General features: G+C 67.9%; 15 protein-coding genes. 5 read left to right on the plus strand and 10 right to left on the minus strand.

What is annotated here, in order from left to right; all coding sequences use genetic code 11:
• Window positions 1-132 precede the first annotated feature (132 nt).
• Window positions 133-708, plus strand: a complete 576-nt coding sequence (locus BLW75_RS04405) for a TetR/AcrR family transcriptional regulator (protein ID WP_034317404.1) — start codon at window positions 133-135, stop codon at window positions 706-708.
• 19 nt (window positions 709-727) lie between these two features.
• Here BLW75_RS04405 and BLW75_RS04410 read toward each other — a convergent pair whose 3' ends face one another.
• Window positions 728-1327 carry a TetR/AcrR family transcriptional regulator gene (locus BLW75_RS04410; RefSeq protein ID WP_034317401.1) on the minus strand — a complete coding sequence of 200 codons (600 nt, stop codon included), beginning with the start codon at window positions 1325-1327 and terminating at the stop codon, window positions 728-730.
• Window positions 1328-1385: 58 nt separating this feature from the next.
• Window positions 1386-2348, minus strand: a complete 963-nt coding sequence (locus tag BLW75_RS04415; protein ID WP_034317398.1) for a quinone oxidoreductase family protein — start codon at window positions 2346-2348, stop codon at window positions 1386-1388.
• A 127-nt stretch (window positions 2349-2475) separates the two neighbouring features.
• Between BLW75_RS04415 and BLW75_RS04420 the strand changes: the two genes are divergently transcribed.
• The gene (locus BLW75_RS04420) at window positions 2476-2928 is read left to right on the plus strand and encodes a nuclear transport factor 2 family protein (protein ID WP_034317395.1); all 453 of its coding nucleotides are present in this window, start codon (window positions 2476-2478) and stop codon (window positions 2926-2928) included.
• Window positions 2925-4136 (plus strand): epoxide hydrolase family protein, encoded by a 1212-nt coding sequence (locus BLW75_RS04425; RefSeq protein WP_034317393.1) that lies wholly within the window; start codon window positions 2925-2927, stop codon window positions 4134-4136. The genes BLW75_RS04420 and BLW75_RS04425 overlap by 4 nt, the downstream gene beginning before the upstream one ends.
• 10 nt (window positions 4137-4146) lie before the next feature.
• On the opposite strand, the gene BLW75_RS04430 is transcribed toward BLW75_RS04425, so the two are convergent.
• Window positions 4147-5886, minus strand: a complete 1740-nt coding sequence (locus tag BLW75_RS04430; RefSeq protein WP_034317388.1) for a pyruvate dehydrogenase — start codon at window positions 5884-5886, stop codon at window positions 4147-4149.
• 604 nt (window positions 5887-6490) lie between these two features.
• Window positions 6491-7081 carry an isochorismatase family protein gene (locus BLW75_RS04435; protein ID WP_034317385.1) on the minus strand — a complete coding sequence of 197 codons (591 nt, stop codon included), beginning with the start codon at window positions 7079-7081 and terminating at the stop codon, window positions 6491-6493.
• 120 nt (window positions 7082-7201) lie between these two features.
• On the opposite strand from BLW75_RS04435, the gene BLW75_RS04440 reads away from it, so the two are divergent.
• The gene (locus tag BLW75_RS04440) at window positions 7202-8173 is read left to right on the plus strand and encodes a helix-turn-helix domain-containing protein (RefSeq protein WP_034317615.1); all 972 of its coding nucleotides are present in this window, start codon (window positions 7202-7204) and stop codon (window positions 8171-8173) included.
• Between the two features lie 393 nt (window positions 8174-8566).
• Here the strand turns inward: BLW75_RS04440 and BLW75_RS04445 are convergent, their stop codons facing one another.
• Window positions 8567-8932, minus strand: a complete 366-nt coding sequence (locus BLW75_RS04445; RefSeq protein ID WP_034317612.1) for an ArsR/SmtB family transcription factor — start codon at window positions 8930-8932, stop codon at window positions 8567-8569.
• 265 nt (window positions 8933-9197) lie between these two features.
• On the opposite strand from BLW75_RS04445, the gene BLW75_RS04450 reads away from it, so the two are divergent.
• Window positions 9198-9872: a hypothetical protein gene (locus BLW75_RS04450; protein ID WP_034317382.1), complete on the plus strand. Its 675-nt coding sequence runs from the start codon at window positions 9198-9200 to the stop codon at window positions 9870-9872.
• A gap of 14 nt (window positions 9873-9886) precedes the next feature.
• Here the strand turns inward: BLW75_RS04450 and BLW75_RS42705 are convergent, their stop codons facing one another.
• The 5 genes from BLW75_RS42705 to BLW75_RS04470 form a co-directional block, all read right to left on the minus strand.
• A complete protein-coding gene (locus tag BLW75_RS42705; protein WP_167373467.1) occupies window positions 9887-10036 on the minus strand; it encodes a hypothetical protein in 150 nt (49 codons plus the stop codon).
• Between the two features lie 126 nt (window positions 10037-10162).
• Window positions 10163-10969: a type I methionyl aminopeptidase gene (gene map / locus BLW75_RS04455; protein WP_034317376.1), complete on the minus strand. Its 807-nt coding sequence runs from the start codon at window positions 10967-10969 to the stop codon at window positions 10163-10165.
• 75 nt (window positions 10970-11044) lie between these two features.
• Window positions 11045-12415 (minus strand): aspartate aminotransferase family protein, encoded by a 1371-nt coding sequence (locus BLW75_RS04460; protein ID WP_034317374.1) that lies wholly within the window; start codon window positions 12413-12415, stop codon window positions 11045-11047.
• The gene (locus BLW75_RS04465) at window positions 12412-16446 is read right to left on the minus strand and encodes a Pls/PosA family non-ribosomal peptide synthetase (protein WP_034317372.1); all 4035 of its coding nucleotides are present in this window, start codon (window positions 16444-16446) and stop codon (window positions 12412-12414) included. The genes BLW75_RS04460 and BLW75_RS04465 overlap by 4 nt, the downstream gene beginning before the upstream one ends.
• On the minus strand, window positions 16443-17711 hold the full coding sequence (locus BLW75_RS04470) for an aspartate kinase (RefSeq protein WP_091596782.1): 1269 nt from the start codon (window positions 17709-17711) through the stop codon (window positions 16443-16445). Before BLW75_RS04470 ends, BLW75_RS04465 begins: the two co-directional genes overlap by 4 nt.
• Window positions 17712-18029 lie beyond the last annotated feature (318 nt).

Here is an 18029-nt window from a genome sequence, read left to right on the forward strand (position 1 = left end):
ATCCGCTTCGATTTTCAAGTTAGCGGAATACAATCCGCTCGGCAAGGTCGATACTCGCCCTGGAGTCGCTCCAGGTCCGACGGATTGCTCGGCTACATTCTCCGGAGAACGGGTCGGCGGACAGGAGGGACCATGACGACGGGATCGGTCAATCCCCGGCGTGCGGACACCCGCCGCAACCACGAGCGCATCCTCGCCACCGCGGCGAAGTCGCTGGCCTGTTCCGGCGAGGTCTCCTTCAACGCCATAGCGAAGGAGGCCGAGGTCGGCGTCGGCACGGTGTACCGGCACTTCCCCACGCCGGAAGCCCTCATCCTGGCGGTGTACCGGCGCGAGGTGCGCCAGCTCGTCGAGATCGTGCCGAGCCTGCTCGAGAAGTACCCGCCGGAGCAGGCGTTCCGCGTGTGGACGACCGACCACCTGGCGCACTACATGATGACCAAACGCGGTCTGGCCGACGCTCTGCGCGTCGCGACCTCCGCCCGCGGCGAGCTGCCCGCGGGGGCCTACCAGGACATGGTCGGCGCGGTCGCCACCCTCCTGCGAGCCAACATCGACGCGGGCACCGTCCGCGCGGGCCTGGCGCCGGAGACCGTCCTGCGTGGACTGGGCGGACTGCTTTATCTCGATCCGAAAGGCGAATGGCGGCGCGACGTCGCGAACCTGCTCGACCTGCTGTGGCACGGGATGGGTACCGGCCGGGCCTGACCATCCACAGTGGACGGAGTCAGCCGGGCACCGGCACGCCGCCGCGCAGATAGTCCAGGTACAGGTCGAGTGCCGCTTCGAGGTGGTCCGCGGATCCGGTGGACATCAGGATCGTCACCCCGCCCTGGATCGCGGCGATCAACGCGGCCGAGGCGCGGACCGGGTCGACGTCACGGCCGATGTCCCCGCTTTCCCGCATGTCCTCGATGCCGGCCTGGACCTGACGTTGCCATTGCTCCAGCAGTTGCCTCGTGACCGCTTGAGCGGCCGGGGTGTGCCTGCCGATCTCGGTGATCAGCACCCCGAGCGGGCAGTGCACCCCCTGCCGCCGGTAGCGCCGGACCACCACGTCACGCCACTTCTCCCACGCCTCCCACGTGGTCAACCGCCCGAGGTAGGGCTGCTGATCCTCGATCACCTGCCCGGCCTCCCATTCGGCCACGGCGAGGAGCAACTGTTCCTTGCCCTCCGGGAAGTAGTGGAACAGCTGACTCTTGCCCGTTCCGCTACGGCGGCAGATGTCGTCCAGGGTCGCGGCCCCGGCGCCGTGGTCACGGATCTCGTCCGCCGCGGCTTCGATGATCCGCTGCCGCGTCGCGGCGCCCTTCTTCGTGAGCACGAAAGCCTCCCGGAATGTACTCGGCGGTCCATTGTGCCGCGTCCGGTCCGCGCCGCGGTCACGGCATCAGCAGCAGCTTTCCCGAGGTGCGACGGGACTCGATGTCCCGGTGGGCACGCGCCGCGTCGGCGAGGGCGTAGCGGCCGCCGATAAACGGAGCCACCTGCCCCTTTCGGATGAACTCGAACAGCTCGTCCGTTCGCCGCACCAGCGCTTCACGGGTGGGAACGTGGTCGACGACGGACGGATAGGACAGCAGGATGCTGTTCGGCAGGTCCGCGGGACGGAACACGGGATTCCCGTTCACCACGCCGTAGTAGGCGTGCACGCCATGACGGCGCAGCGACAGCTGGGACGAGTGGAACGTCGCCGAGCCGCCACCGTCGTACACGACCTGTGCACCCTCGCCGCCGGTCAGCTCCCGGACCTGTCGTTCGAAGCCGCTCCCGGCGGACACCAGCACATGGTCCGCGCCGGCCTTCTTCGCCACCGGGATCTTCTCCTCACGCGAAACCAGCCCGATCACGGCGCCGCCGCGAGCCTTGATCAGCTGGGTCAGGATGGTCCCGACCCCACCCGCGGCCGAGTGCACCACGGCCGTGTCCCCCGGCTTGATCGCGTACGTCTCCGTCGTGAAATGGTTCGCGGTCAAACCCTGCATCAGGACGGCGGCCGCGATCTCGTCGTCGATGTCATCGGGCACCCGCACCAGCGACGCCGCCGGGATGGCGAGCCGTTCGGCGTAGCTGCCCTTGTGGTAACGCCAAGCGACCCGATCGCCGACGGCGAAGTCTTCGACGCCCGGCCCCAGCGCCGCGACGACGCCCATTCCTTCGACACCCAGCACGGTGGGCACCGACCAGGTGGGCAGCGGCATCTTGCGGGCGCCGGTGTCCATGAAGTTCACCCCGGCCACCCTCAGCAGCACGCCGACCTCGCCGGCGCGCGGCACCGGGTCCGGGAACTCGGTCCAGGTCATGACCTCCGGGCCGCCGTACTCGCTGATGTGAATCGCGTGCATGAGGCCAACGTAGGTCCACGAAAATGTACCAGCAAGTACAGAACCCGCCTGGCAAGACTGTACTTGCCGGTACATTTTTTCGTCGGCATTCTCGGCCGGGTCAACCTCACCGAACGAAGGAAAGCCGATGGACGACCTCACCCGGCTGGTGGCGGTGGAGGACGTGCGACGCGTGATGGCTCGCTACGTCTACAGCGCCGACCATCATCGATGGGACGACCTCGCCGCCCTGTTCACGCCCGACGCTCCGTTCATCGCCTCCACAGTGGACGGATCGACCCAAGCGCGAATGACCGGCCGCGACGAGATCGCCGACCGGCTCAAAGCCCGCAACCAAGCCGATTCCGTGCTGGTACATCACCTGTTCTCCAGCGAGATCGACATCGAGTCGCAGGATTCGGCGGCCGGTGTCTGGGCCATGGAGGACATCGTCGCCACACCGCACGACGGCGAAATGCACGGTTACGGCCATTACCGGGTGCGCTTCACCCGGTCGGACGGCCACTGGCTCATCGCCGAACTTCGTATCACCAGGCTCCGCCTGGACTGGACCCACCCGGACAAGGAGAACCGACCATGACTCTCGAACCGTTCGTGATCGACGTCGAACAGGACGTCCTCGACGATCTCCGGAGGCGGCTGAAAGCAACCAGGTTCGCACCCGACCTGGACAACGAAGACGAGGCTTTCGGATTGAGTACCGCCTATCTCAAGCCGATCGTGGAGTACTGGGCCGACGGTTTCGACTGGCGAGCCGTCGAAGCCCGGTTGAACGAGTACTCGCACCATCGCGTCGAGGTCGACGGCACCCCGGTGCACTTCCTCCGCGAGCCGGGGAAGGGCCCCGCGCCGATTCCGTTGCTGCTCATGCACGGCTGGCCGTGGACCTTCTGGGACTGGAGCAAGGTCATCCGACCGCTCGCCGACCCGGCCGCGTACGGCGGTGACCCCGCGGACGCCTTCGACGTCATCGTCCCTTCGCTGCCCGGCTTCGCGTTCTCGACTCCGCTGACGAACGGCAAGGAGAACTTCGTCAGCATGGCCGACCGGTTCCACACGCTGATGACCGATGTGCTCGGCCATCGGCGATTCGGGGTCGGCGCGGCCGATTACGGAGCGCTGGTCGGGGCGCAACTCGGCCACAAGTACGCCGGCTCGCTCCACGGTCTCCACCTCGGCAACGAGATGCCGCTGACGATCTTCCAGGGCGCGCGCCACTGGGATCTCACCGGCGGCGCACCGATCGACGACCTCCCCGTGGGCCCGCGCGCCGACATGGTCAACTTCGCCGACACCTACGCTTCCCATGTCGCGACGCACATGCTCGACGCGCAGACGATCACGCACGGCCTGAACGATTCCCCGATCGGGATGCTCGCGTGGATCCTCAAGCGGTGGAAGAAGTGGAGCGACCAGAACGGGGTCTTCGAAGATTCCTATCCGCTGGACCACATCCTCACCAACGCGACGATCTACTGGGTCAACCAGGCCATCGGCTCGTCGATCCGCGCCTACAAGAACGTCAACCGCCATCCGTGGCGGCCGTCGCACGACCGGACCCCGGCCGTCGAGGCGCCGACCGGGTTCACCTTCCACCTCGGCGACGCCGCACCGCCGGGAGCCCACGACCGCGAACGTCGTATCGCCGCGTTCAAGGAAGCGGCCGGTCCCGTGTACGCCGACGTGCGGCAGGTGAACGTCCACGAAAAGGGCGGCCATTTCGGGCCGTGGGAGCATCCGGAAGCGTGGATCGAAGACCTGCGTGCCACGTTCCGCCCGCTGCGCTGAGCGAGCGGTCTCACGGCCGAGGGATGTTGCGGAGGTTGGCCCGGGCGAGGTCGATCATCCGGCCGACCCCGCCTTCGAGGACGACCTTGCCCGCGGCCAAGGCGAACCCACCGAGCTGACCGGCGGTGATGTGCGGCGGGACGGACAGCGCGTTCGGGTCGGTCACGACGTCCACCAGCGCCGGGCCGTCGTGGCTCAGCGCTTCCTTGAGGGCCGCGCGCAGCCGGGTCGGATCGGTCACCCGCTCGGCGCGCAGACCCGCACCACTGGCGATGGCGGCGAAATCGACCGGGCGGTGGTCGGTCTGATAATCGGGCAGCCCGTCCACCAGCATCTCCAGCTTCACCATGCCCAGCGAGGAGTTGTTGAACGTCACGATCTTGACCGGGAGGTCGTGCAAGGCGACGGTGAGCAGTTCACCCAGCAGCATGCCCAGCCCTCCGTCGCCGGACATCGACACGACCTGCCGTCCCGGATAGGCGAACTGCGCGCCGATGGCGTGCGGCAGGGCGTTGGCCATCGTGCCGTGCAAGAACGACCCGATGACCCGGCGGCGCCCGTTGGGGGTGAGATACCTGGCCGCCCACACGTTGCACATGCCGGTGTCGACGGTGAAGATCGCGTCGTCCGCGGCGAGCTCGTCGAGGAGATCCGCGGCGAACTCCGGATGGATGGGCACGTGCCGCTCGACGTTGCGGGTGTAGGCGTCGACGACCTGTTCCAGCGTTTTGCAGTGATCACGCAGCATGCGGTCCAGGAACGTGCGGTCGGCCTTGCGGCGCAGGAGCGGCTGCACGGCCCGCAGGGTCTCCCGGACGTCGCCGTGCACCGCCAGTTCGAGCGGGGTGCGTCGGCCAAGGCGGGTCGCGTCATGGTCGACCTGCACGGTCCGTGCCTGAGGCAGGAAGGAGTCGTAAGGGAAATCGGTGCCCAGCAAGACCAGCAGATCCGCGTCGTGCATGGCCCGGTAGCAGGCGCCGTAGCCGAGCAGCCCGCTCATCCCGACGTCGTAGGGATTGTCGTACTGGATCCATTCCTTGCCGCGCAGGCTGTGGCCGACCGGTGCCTGCACGGTCCCGGCCAGCTCCATCACCTCCGCGTGCGCGCCGCGCACCCCGGCGCCCGCGAACAAGGTGACGGTCTCGGCATCGTTGATCAATTCGGCGAGCCGTGTCACCTGGGCCTCGGGTGGCACGATCGTCCCGTGCTCGGTGATCGGCGCTCCGAATCCGGTGGGGGCGGTGGCATCGAGATGCGCGACGTCACCGGGCAGCACCAGTACCGAAACCTCGCCGCGGGACACCGCGTGCTGCATGGCGATCCGCAGCACCCTCGGCATCTGAGCGGGCCCGCTGATCTGTTCGCAGTATCCACTGCAGTCGACGAACAGCCGTTCGGGATGGGTCTCCTGGAAGAACCCGGTCCCGATCTGGCCGGACGGGATGTGCGAAGCGAGCGCGAGCACCGGGGCGCCGGTGCGGTGCGCGTCGTAGAGCCCTTGCACCAGATGGGTGTTGCCGGGACCGCAGCTACCCGCGCATACCGCGAGCCGCCCGGTCAGCTGGGCCTCGGCGGCCGCGGCGAAGGCACCTGCCTCCTCGTTTCGGACATGGACCCATTCGATCCCCGGGGTGCGGCGGATCGCGTCGACGACGGGGTTCAGGCTGTCCCCGACCACGCCGTAGATCCGTTCCACCCCGGCCTGCACCAGGACTTGGACGAACTGCTCGGCGACGTTGGGCTTGGCCATCACGACCCCTTCGATGCTTCGGCGGCGGAATACCCCATGATCCACGCGCGAGCCCCACATCGCAGGTCCAGGTGAGAGGTAAGGCGAATATGGCCTGATCGTGGCAGCGGTGGGAGCGGGCTCACCAAGGACCTCGGCGCACGCGCTGATCTCGCGTGTCGCCCGTCCGACCGGCCGCCGGTCGGCCACCCGAGTGACGCGAAAGCCACTTTCGGGACACCAGACGTCGCGAAAGTGGCTTTCGCGTCACTCGGGCGGGTTCCTCGTGAGTGGTAGAGACGGTTATTCAGGGGTGGGCAAGGGTGTCGTGGGCGGGACCACGCGCAAGGAGGCCTTCGTGGCGACGTGCGGGACTGACGGGCCCGCTGCATCCCGAGCATCTACATAGGACAATTCTTGGTCGCCGAATGTCCGTTTGATGCCCATATGGACAGTTCGGCGCAAGGTCGTGAGTGGTAAGGAGCGTTAGAACGACACTTATCACTCACGACCCCCCGCCCGCACCGACGCGACACCTTTGCCCTAGCCCCTTATGAGAACCGTCCTTGCCACTCACGAGACCGGACCGATGCCCGCAGTGCGCACCTCGAAGGCACGCCCGGTCCTAGCCGAGTTCGGCCGAGGAACCGACGACGACGGCGTAGAGGTCACCGATCGTGGCGAGCGCCGCGCGGTGCTGGTCCGCGGCGGTCACTGGACCGGCGACAGAGGGAAGCGCGCGGGTCGCGCAGGCCCCGGCCACGACGGTCGGGGCGTTCCCGCGCAGGAACGCGCCCTCCGCGGTGAACGTGACGCACATATGGGTCATGAACCCAGCCACGACGACGTTCTGGTGCCCGGCGGCATCGACCAGCTCACCCAGCCTGGTCCCGACGAACGAGTTCGGCGCGGTCTTCACCACGACCTCCTCGCCCGGGCCGGGGGCGACACGCTCGTGGATCCGGCCGATGTCCTGGCCGAGGTCGTACGGGCTGCCCTCGCCGCCGTCGTGCATGACGTGGATGACCGTCGCCCCCTCGGCACGAGCGCGCGCCAGGAGTGTGGCCGCCTCGTCCAGCGCCGCTTCCCAGCCGTCGAGTTCCATCACGTCGCGCGTGTAGGTGTTCTGGTAGTCGACGAGGATCACGGTCGCGTCCGAGAGCGTCGCGGGGGTCGTCGGCAAGGTATTGATTTCGCGGAGGGTGGTGCTGGTCATCGTGTGTTCCTTCGCTTTCCGGTCGGTACGGTCACCATGATCGTTGACCCGATCCGATAGTGAGATATGGTTTCGGGTCAGCTGTGGTCGACATCGGCCGACATCCGCGGAAAGGGATCGATGAGCGCTCCGAGTGTGGCCGTCCTGGCGTTCGAGGGGATCAGCCCGTTCCATCTCGCCGTGCCGTCACTGGTGTGGGGCCCCGAATCCCCGGCAGGTGACATGGAACCGTGGCCGATCACGGTCGCCGCCGTCGTCCCGGGCAGCCTCCCCACGAGTGCCGGCTATTCGATCGACGTTCCCGCCGGGCTCGGCGCGCTCGCCGAGGCCGACATCGTCGTCGTGCCGTGGTGGTCCGACCCGGAGTCCCCGACGCCCGCGCCCGTTGTCGCCGCACTGCGAGCCGCGCACGAACGCGGAGCACTCGTCGTCGGACTCTGCCTCGGGGTCTTCGCCCTCGCGGACGCCGGCATCCTCGACGGGCGCGCCGCGACCACCCACTGGAAATGGGTCGAAACGTTCCGGAAGCGCTTCCCTTCGGTGCAGCTGCGCCCCGAGGAGCTGTACGTCGACGAAGGCGACATCGTGACCGGCGCGGGCGCGACCGCCGGGATCGACACCTGTCTTCACCTGCTCGCCCGCACGGCCGGGCAGGTCGTCGCCAACCGCGTTGCGCGCCGGATCGTCGCCGCGCCGCACCGTCCCGGCGGCCAGGCCCAGTTCATCGAACTTCCCGTACCGGCGGAGGACGAAGACCCGCTCACCACCGTGATGAGCTGGGCGCGGTCCCATCCGGACGTGCCGCACGGCATCGACGACCTCGCCGCCCGGGCACATATGAGCCGAAGCACCTTCACCCGCTCGTTCCGCGCCCGCACCGGGACCACCGTCCACAGCTGGCTTGTCGCACAACGCCTCGCGCGGGCACGCCACCTTCTCGAGACGACCGCGCTCGGCATCGACGCGGTCGCCGCACAGTCGGGGTTCGGCACGGCTGCCCGTCTTCGCGAGCACTTCGCCACCGCGCTGGGCACGACGCCGACACGCTACCGGGTCGAATTCTCGGCAGGGAAATCCTTTTCCCCCAGCTGACGGGAAAGTGGAATCGTTAATTCCGCGAACCGGCGGGTCTCAGTGCGAGCACGGAATTAGCCCGGTCCTGGACTCGTCTTTCCGCTCGGCGAATGGCTCACCCCGGAGGGTGAGCTCTATCGAGTGCTTTGCCCGGCGGAACTGGATCGAAGAAGCCGTCCCGAGGCAAGATGACCGGGCACGAAGCCCGGCGCGACGGAGGACCATGTGGAGCAGTGCGGAACCCCCATCTTCGACTCTCTGGTCGAGGAGACAAGGAAGGCGGCCGCCGGAAATGACACACTCCCCCGCGAGAACGATTCCGAATCGAGCGAGCCGCGTACGGATGACGGCAAGGAAAACAAATGACGATCACGGACGCGATGGCCGAGGGAAAAGGCCCGTTGTCGACTTTCACTCTGTTTCCGATGAATGCGCGTCACCGGAAACACCGGCGGAATTCTGCAGATCGTCGAGCAAACCCAGCTGGCCGGTGATGAGCCCGGTCAGGATCCCGCGAGCGACGGCGAGCAGTTCGGCGACCGACGGACTGGTCAGCGAATAGGAGACGGTCGTGCCCTCCTTGCGCGGCACCACCAGATTGGCACGACGCAGGACGGCGAGCTGCTGAGACAGGTTGGCGGGCTCGATACCGAGGTCGGCGAGCAGCTCCGAGACATGGTGTTCCCGTTCGCTGAGCAGTTCGAGCACACGGATCCGGACGGGATGCCCCAGCGTCTTGAAGAACTCCGCCGTCGCCTGATACAGGGGGCTGTTCATCGGCATCCCTTCCCCGCAGGTCCAGCCGTCCACACGAGCCTGATCGTGCCCGATTCGCGGAACCTCCGAAGCTCACCTCGCCCTGATCGGGCGCGACCACACTCGATCAGGGCACAAAATCCCGTTGATTCAGCGGCACACGCCCGCGAATTGCATATTTATGCAAGTCTGCATATCAGAGAAAGGTGCGAACACCTGTGAGTCACGGCATGCGGGATTCCGCGAGCCTCTTGTCGATCCTCCGGCCCGCCACGAGGAGTGGACGGTGACCACACACCACTCCCTCCCCACCGCCGCCACCCGGGCTCACCTGGTCCTCGCCGCCCACGCGGCGGAATTGGCCGATCTCGCCGCGAACGCCGCCCGAGTGGACGCCACAGAGGAACAGGACGCGTGCTCGACGCGGGATCGTTGCGGCCTGATCGGGATGGCGCAGCAGATCCTCGAAGCGGCGGTGGTGGCCGCGCGGCTCGACGGGAAGACGTGGCAGGAGATCGCGTGCGGACTCGACGGAGCGACACCGCGCTCCGTCCAGGCCAGGTACTGGCCCTCGGTCGCGCGATTCCGGGCGGATCCCTTCCCGTCGCAGGACGCGCGCCACGAGGGCATGCCGGAGCACACCGAGCAGACGGCCTTCCGTTTGCGCCGCCTGCCGCCCCCGGACCGGCGACCCGACGCCGAGTCCACGACGGGGCCGACCCGTTCGCCGACCGGACACCTCGCGTTGGTCACCATCCCGGCCGAACAGGGCGACGGCGAAGCGGTGCGTGAACCGGCGGCCGCGGACGCCCGGCTGAAGATCGCGGAACGGCTGGTCGCGGCCTACGAGCGGATCGCGACCAACGACCGCCGGCCCCCACAATGGATCCTCGACGGTCTGGCCCACGCCCGTCACACGGCCGCGGCACTCCGTGCCCACGCGGGCACGCCGCCCGAATGACTCTCGGCGGGAAGCTACACCGGGGTCGCGAGACCGGCCTCGCGGTCGAAGTCGTGCTCGTCCTCGGTCTTCGTCCGCGCCACCATCTTCGCGACCAGGTCGAAGATCGGCGTGGCTTCCTGCGGGAAGGTCACGCTCTGCTGGTTCGCGCTCTCGGCGATCATGAACCGCTACTCCTCAAGGGTGATGACTACAGCGACCGTTCACTCTAACGGTCCTGTCGGCGGTGACGGGACGTATTCGGAGTTTTCGGTCGAACCTCACCACGAGCGACCGGTGCGCATACGGGCTCAGGAACCCTTTGCGGACATACGATCGGCGGCCACCTCGTGCTCGCGCCTGGTGAGCACCAGCGGAGCGCCTTCGGTAATGGCCACCGTGTGCTCGGAATGGGCCGCGCGCGAGCCGTCGGCCGAGCGGATGGTCCAGCCGTCGTCGTCGAAGACGATCCGGTCGGTCGTACGGGCGAACCAGGGTTCGAGCGCGACGGTGAGTCCAGGCTGGAGCTTCAGGCCGCGGCCCGCCTTGCCCTTGTTGGGAATGTGGAGTTCCTCGTGCATGGTGCGGCCGATGCCGTGGCCGCCGAACTCGGTGTTCACCGGATAGCCGTGAGCACGGGCCACCGCCCAGATGGCCGCGGAGATGTCACCGAGGCGGTTGCCCGGACGCGCGGCCTCGATCGCGGCCTCCAGCGCCTCCTCGGTGGCGCGGACGATCCGCAGGTCCTCCTCGGCGGGCGTCCCGACGATGACCGTGCGTGCCGAGTCGGCCGCCCAGCCGTCGATCTTCACCGCGAGGTCCGCGGTGAGCACGTCTCCGTCGCGCAGCGTGTAGTCGTGAGGCAGGCCGTGCAGGACGGCGTCATTGACCGCCAGGCAGATCACGTTGCGGAACGGGCCCTTGCCGAAGGACGGCGCATAGTCCCAGTAGCACGACTCCGCGCCGCGACGTTCGATCATGCCCCGTGCATGGTGTTCGAGGTCCATCAGGTTGACGCCCACGTCCGCGAGGTCGCCGACCTCGGTGAGCACTTCGGCGACGAAACGCCCGGTCACGTGCATGCGCTCGATCTCGGCGGGCGTCTTCAGTTCGATCATCGGATCCTCGTGTCACTGGTTGGTATTATTATACCGGCACCCTAGCAGGGAGCGGTATAATAATACCAACCAGCGCTACTGTGCCGGGCCGCAGTGCTCGATCGCGTCGAGCAGGATCCCGCACGCGAGCTCGATCTCCTCGGCGGTCACGGTGAGCGGTGGCATGAGGCGGATCACGCTGTCGTCGCGGCCGCCGAGTTCGACGATCAGGCCATGCCGCAGCGCGTGAGCCTGCACGGCCCGGGCGTATCCGCCCGCCGGGCGGCCATCGCGCGGATCCGCCAGCTCGATCCCCCACATCAGGCCAAGTCCACGAACCTCATGGACCCAGACGTGATCGTGCAGGACGTCGAGTCGTCTCGCGAGCTGCCTCCCGCGCTGCCGGACGTTGCCCAGCACGTCGTCCCGCCGGACGACCTGGACCGCCGCCGCACCGGCGGCGAACGCGGCCTGGTTCCCCCGGAACGTGCCGCTGTGCGCACCGGGCGCCCAGCCGTCGAGCCGCCGGTCGTAGAAGATCATCGCCACCGGAAGCCCCATCCCGCTCAAGGCCTTCGAAGCGATGATCACGTCGGGCTCGATGTCGTAGTGCTCGAACGCGAACCAGGTTCCGGTGCGGCCGCACCCCGTCTGCACCTCGTCGACGACGAGCGGGATGTCCAGTTCCGCGGTCAGCTCGCGGACGCGCCGCACGAAATCGCGGTCCGCCGGGATGATCCCGCCTTCGCCTTGCACCATTTCCAGGATCACCGCGGCGGGAAGGGGGATGCCGCCGTTGGGGTCTCGCAGCGATCGTTCCAGCAGGCCCACGCAGTTGGTCTCGCAGGTGTCCGGCGAAAGCCCCACCGGGCACCGAGCGCAGTAGGAGTACGGGAAGAAGTGCACGCCGGGCACACCGTTGGCGATCGGCCGTTTCTGGGCGACGAGACCGGTCAACGCCATCGCGGCGTGGCTCGAGCCGTGGAACCCGCCCTGGAAGGACACCAGGTCACCACGGCCGGTCGCGGTCTTGCAGAGTTTGATCGCCGCGTCCACCGCGTTGGCCCCGCCGGGACCGCAGAAGTGCATCCGCGTCCGCGAACGCAGGCCGGGAGGCAGCATGGACAGCTGAGCGTCGACGAATTCGCGTTTCGACGGCGTCGGGAAGTCCAGGCCATGCGTGAGCACGTGGAGTTGTTCGGTGGCCGCCCGGACCAGTTCGGGATGGTTGTGGCCGAGGGAGAGCACACCCGCGCCCGCCAGGAAGTCGAGGAAGACGTTCCCGTCCACGTCCCACAGGTAGCTTCCCGCCGCGCCCGCGATCGCTATCGGGAGGTGGCGCGGGTAGGCCCGCGCACTGGACTCCCACTGGCGCTGGTGTTCGAGGTACTCCGCCGAGCGCGGCCCCGGCAGTGCGCCCTCGACGCGAGGGGCAAGGGCCGGCCTCGCCGTCGGGGTCGGGGTCATGGCAGCCTCCTTGCCGTGTCGAGTTCGACCGCCGGGTTGGCGTGCCAGCGGGTTCGCGCCGGGACGACGGTGCCCTTCATCAGGAACGCGTCGGCCTCGGCGATCGCTCCTTCCGCCATCGTCACTCCATAGTGGACGAAGGCGCCGACGCCGAGCGTGCATCCCGCGCCGATGGCGATGTGGTCGGATTTGAAGGTGCCGTCCTCGAGCGAATGTCCTTGCACGACGGTGTGCAGGTTGAGCACGCAGTCGTCGCCGATGCTCACCAGGGACCGTTCCGGGATCGCGCACCCGTCGTCGAAGACGCGGCGGCCGATCCGGACGCCGAGACGGCGTAAGAGGAACGGCTTGTACGGTGTCCCGTCGAACAACGCGAGGTAGCGGGCGGGACTGAGCTTCCAGAACCGTTCGTGCCGCCAGAAGGCCGGGTCGTAGATCGAGCAGAACAGCGGCCGCATCGGCCGGAAGCCCTGTACGGCCAGTTCCGCCAGCATGAGGAACGCGACCGAGAACACCAGCGTTGCCACGATGCCGCCGCCGACGGCCAGTGGGCCGAACCTCCCGTGCAGGGCGCCTGCCGCCGCGCCGATCAGCAGGACCCCGAACAGGTGCAGCCAGTGCACGAGCAGGTAGACGCCGATGGTGCCGGTGTTGTGCCGGTTCTTCGCCCGCAAGCCGCGGTGCAGCGCGTGCCCCGTGTCGAGGTACTCGAACCCGGTGTCGCGGCGGACTGTGCGGGGGATCTCGAACGCGGGCGACCCCAGCAGGCCGACGTTCTCCCGGACCGGTCCGTCGAGGGGAACGAGGACCTTGGTGGCCAGCAGGCAGTTCCGGCCGATCCTCGCGCCCGGTGGGAAGGCGATCTCGTTGCCGAGGAACGCCTGCGGCGCGACGGACGTCTTGCGCAGCCGGAACGACGATGCGGAGAAGTCGGCGTTGAGCAGCGAAAGGCCGTCCGAGACCATCGTCCCGGTGCCGACGGTGCTGAGGAACGGTGTCTCGTGTTTGACCTCGACCCCGAAGTTCGATCCGGTCTGGTGGACCTTCGACAGGTCGTATCCCAGCGCGCGCAGGTAGTACACGATGTAGCTGCTGTCGCCGAACAGATACGTGTACGCGCGCAGGTTGGTCAGCCGTGCGATCAGCCGCTGGATCGCGAAATGGCTGCCGTAGAGCGGGTAGACGCGGTCCGGCCGGAGGAACGGGCCGAGCAGGCGCGGGAGCACGAGGACGACCGCGAGTCCGGCGAGCAGCGCACCGAAGTACAGCAGTGCCGAGTCGGCGATCCGGCCGAGGTAGAAGGCCCAGCTCGTGAAGTCCACCGTCGTCGTGAACCACTGTTCGACGAGCACACCGGCACCGCCCAGGCTCAGGGGAAGTGTGCCGAGCAGCAGAAGCAGCAGGCTGGACGCGCAGAAGACGATGGGCCTGAGCCTGCCGCGCGCGACCGTGCCCAGCGCTCGGTAGTCCACGGTGGACAGGCGAGCGGGAGACCCGTGCCAGCTCTCGCAGTCGGGGACGGACTGTCCGGAGTTCAAGGACGACGAGTGGCCGAGCTGCGCGTCGTCGCCGAGCGCCGTGCCGATGTCGAGCACGGTCATTTCACCGACGAAGGCGTTGGCGCCGAGCGTGACCGTGCCGGTCTGGATCCGGCCCGCCCTGGCGCGGTAGCACGAGAAATAGGCGTCCTTCCGGATGACCGCCCCGGCACCGACGCTGAGCAGATCGGTGCAGACCGGCGGGTTCCTGGACAGGATCAGGGCGCCCTTGCCGATGTCCGCGCCGAGTGCCCGCAGATACCACGAGTAGAGCGGAGTGCCGACGAACAGCATCAGCGGGCTGAACCTGACCAGGGTCTTGACCGTCCAGAAGCGCAGGTAGCCGACGCTCCACAGCGGGATCTCCCCCGGCTTCCACCGGCCGACGAGCATCCACTTCGCCAAGACCGGCACCACGGAGAGAGCGACGAACACGACGAACCCGAGCCCGGCGGCGCGCGCGTAGCTCTCGGCGAACCCTGTCGCGGCGTCGATCCAGCGGAATCCCGTGTCCAGGAGCCAACCCGAACCGGCGGCGTAGGCGAGGAAGGCCAGGAGCTGGAAAATTCCACAAAGGACATACGACGTAGTGGACGCCCGGCGGGGCTCCTCGGCGCGAGCGACCGTCGCCTCGGCCGCGGAGGCGGTCGACTCGGCGAGGCCGCGAACGGTGGGATTGAGGTATACATCCCTGGCCGACAGCGGCGCGACCTCGCCACGTTCCCGGACCACTGCACAGAACTTGGCCAGCAGCAGGGAGTCGGCACCATAGTCGTCGAAGAAGTGCCCCGTCACCGAGATCGGCTCGATCCCGAGGACACCGCTCAGGGCCTCCGCCAAGCGGAGTTCGGTCTTCGTCGCGGGCGCCACGTAGTCGACGTCGCTCGCGGCCCTTCTCGGGCTGCTGGGTGCCGGGAGATGCTTGCGGTCGGCCTTCCCCGCCGGTGTCAGCGGGATGTGGTCGAGTTGTTCGAGGTAGGCGGGCACCATGTAGCCCGGCAGAAGTTCGGCCAGCCGGCGGCGTAGTTCTCCGGGATCGACGTCGTCGTTGTCGCGCCGCAGGCTGTAGTAGGCGACCAGTTCGGTGGTGCCCGCTTCCGGATGGTGGGTTTCGACCACCGCCTGGGCGATTCCGGGGATCCGCAGGAGGACGGACTCGATCTCGGTGAGCTCCACGCGGTAGCCGCGGATCTTCACCTGGGTATCGGCGCGGCCGTGGTATTCGATCTCCCCGTCCGGGGTGATCCGGCCCAGATCGCCGGTGCGGTAGATCCGGCGGGACGGATTGTGCCCGATGCCGAGGAAGTCCGGGATGAACGCGCGTTCGGTCAGATCGGGCCGGTTCAGGTAGCCGCCGGCGAGTCCGATCCCCGCGATGCCGATCTCCCCCGGTTCGCCCGCGGCCAGCGCTCTCGGCTCGTCCGGATCGAGGATGACGACCGAATAGGTGGGCAGGGGCACCCCGATGGTCACCGGCCGATCGGGTCGCAGCACCGACCAGGTCGCGGTGACCGTGGCCTCGGTCGGGCCGTAGACGTTGAGGAATCGCCGGTCCGCGCGATACCAGCGGCGCACGAGGTCTTCGGGACACGCTTCGCCGGACACCAGGAGGAACCGCAGCAGCGGCAGGTCTTCGTCGAGGCTGGCCAGCAGGGTCGGGACACAGCACAACGCGGTGACCCGGTTGTCCCGCAGGAATTCGAGGAGATCGTGCCCGACGAGGGCGGTACCGCCGGGTTTCGGCACGAGGGTCGCGCCGCTCAGCAACGGCACCCAGATCTCCTCGACCGAAAAGTCGAACGCGATCGTCATGCCCTGGTAGATCCGGTCGGTGTCCTGGATGCCGTACACGTCGGCGGCGACCAGGACGAAGTTGCAGATCGAGGCGTGGTCGATCGTCACGCCTTTCGGCCGCCCGGTCGACCCGGAGGTGTAGACGACGTAACAGAGTTCGTCGGCCGGAGTGCCCTTCTCGGCCGGGTTGAGCCGGGTTCCCGGCAGTGCGGCGATCCGGCCCGAGTCGTCGTCGAGGCAGACCAGGTCGACACTGTCCGGCTCGAACCGTTCGCGCAGTCCGGAGGTCGAGATCACGAGCCGTACACCGGCGTCCTGGACGATGTAGGCCAGGCGGTCGTCCGGAAAGCCCGCGTCCAGCGGCACGTACGCCGCATTGACCTTGAGCACGGCGAGCATCGCGACGTAGGGATGCACCGGTTCGGTGAACAGCAGCCCGATCCGGTCACCCGGCCGCACGCCTTGCGCCAGCAGGTGCCTGGCGAGCCGATTGGCCCGCTCGTCAAGCCCGTCGAACGTGACCTTCACGCCTCCCGCGTCCACTGCCAGGCGGTCTCCGAGCCCGTTGGCGCGCAAGCGGTCGCAGAGTCGCTCGTACAGCAGCTCCAGCCGGTCACCGGTCCGCCATCGCACCTGCTGTTCGTTGCCGTCGCAGGTCAGTACCAAGCCGTCGGTGGTGAACTGTCCGTACGGGCTCATGCCCTGTCCTCCGCCAAGCCGAAGGAATCGTGCAGGGCTCGGACGGTCGTATCGACGACGTCGGCGGGGATCACCGCGGTGAGGCGCGATCGCGACGTCGTCATGGCAGGCACCGTGACCCGGTGGCTTGCGAGGATCCGCAGCAACTCGGGCAGAAATCCCGGGGGATCGAGCAGCGCGGTGCCGACCACCGATACGGAGCCGAGTTCTTCGAAGACCGTGGAGCGGGCCTCCAGCTCCATCGCGAGCCGGGTGATCGGCGGACCGAGCGGCTCCGTCCCGCGGACGGTGAACCTCAGTTCGCCGGGATCGGGCCAGCTCAGGTTGTCCGGTCTCACTCCGCAGTCCGCCAGCATCGCGAGTACGCGTGCGTATCGATCGGGGTCCGAGGCCGAAACCTCGACCCGGACCAGTCGCACGTCGCGTTCGTGGGCGATTCCGATGACGCGGGGTGTGTCTTCCAGCGGCTCTTCTCCCGCCTCGACGACGGTGGAAGGACCGGGATCCGACGAGTGCTTCACCCGCACCGCCACCCCGTGGCGGCGCGCGAGATCGACGGATCTGGGATGCAGGACGCGGGCGCCGAGCCCGGCGAGCTCGGCCATGGCGTCATAGGAGATCGTCCGGACGGGCCGGGTGTCCCGCACGATCCGGGGGTCGGCCGTGCGCACGCCGTGGACGTCGGTGCGGATCTCGCATTCGGAGCCACCGAGCGCGGCGGCCAGTGCCACCGCGGTGGTGTCGGAGCCACCTCTGCCCAGCGTCAGCAGTTCGCCGTCGGCGTTCCGTCCCTGAAATCCGGCGACCACGACGACCTGCGCGTCCCGCAGGCGCGCGACGATCCTGCCGGGATCGACGCTCACGATGGTGCCCGCTCCCGGTTCACCCGCGACTTCGATTCCCGCCTGGTCACCCGACAGCGAGACGGCTTCGACCCCGCGCTCGGTCAGCGCCATGGCGAGCACCGCCGCGGACGCCTGTTCGCCGGTCGCCATCAACTGGTCGAGTTCCCGGGGAGCGGGTGGTTCGGCGAACTCGCCCGCCAGCGCGATCAGCCGGTCGGTGCTGTCCCCCATCGCCGACACGACGAGGACCACCCGCTCCCCCGTGGCGGCGATCGCCGCCACCTCGGCGGCCACCTGATTCACCATTTCCGGGGTGGCCAGGGACGAGCCACCGTATTTTCGTATGACCAGCGCTTCGCTTCGTGAATTACGTAAAGCCGAGTCCGGGCTGACATCGAGTTCGGGGGAGAAATTCACCATTTTCCTTCATGAGGTCGCCGCGAATGGCCGCATTCGCGGCATGGCATACGACAGGGTCCGAGACTCCCTGCCGGACAGGCCGACTTGGCAGGGATGACAGGTTTGGAAAGTAGTGCGGGACGCATTCCACGGGTACCTCCATAAGTACGAAACCTCGACCACCCGTTTCTCGCAGGTCATAACCCGGCGACAGTGCGCAATGTTATGACGGCAAACAGCCGAGTTCGATGGAATTAGGGCAGACGAATGACAAATTCGCAGAGTCTTCGAAATTCGGGAAAACCTCGTCATGACAAAACGGAACGAATTTCCCCACTC

The sequence above is a fragment of the Amycolatopsis lurida genome, from assembly GCF_900105055.1.
In the GTDB taxonomy this organism is placed as follows: Bacteria; Actinomycetota; Actinomycetes; order Mycobacteriales; family Pseudonocardiaceae; genus Amycolatopsis; species Amycolatopsis lurida.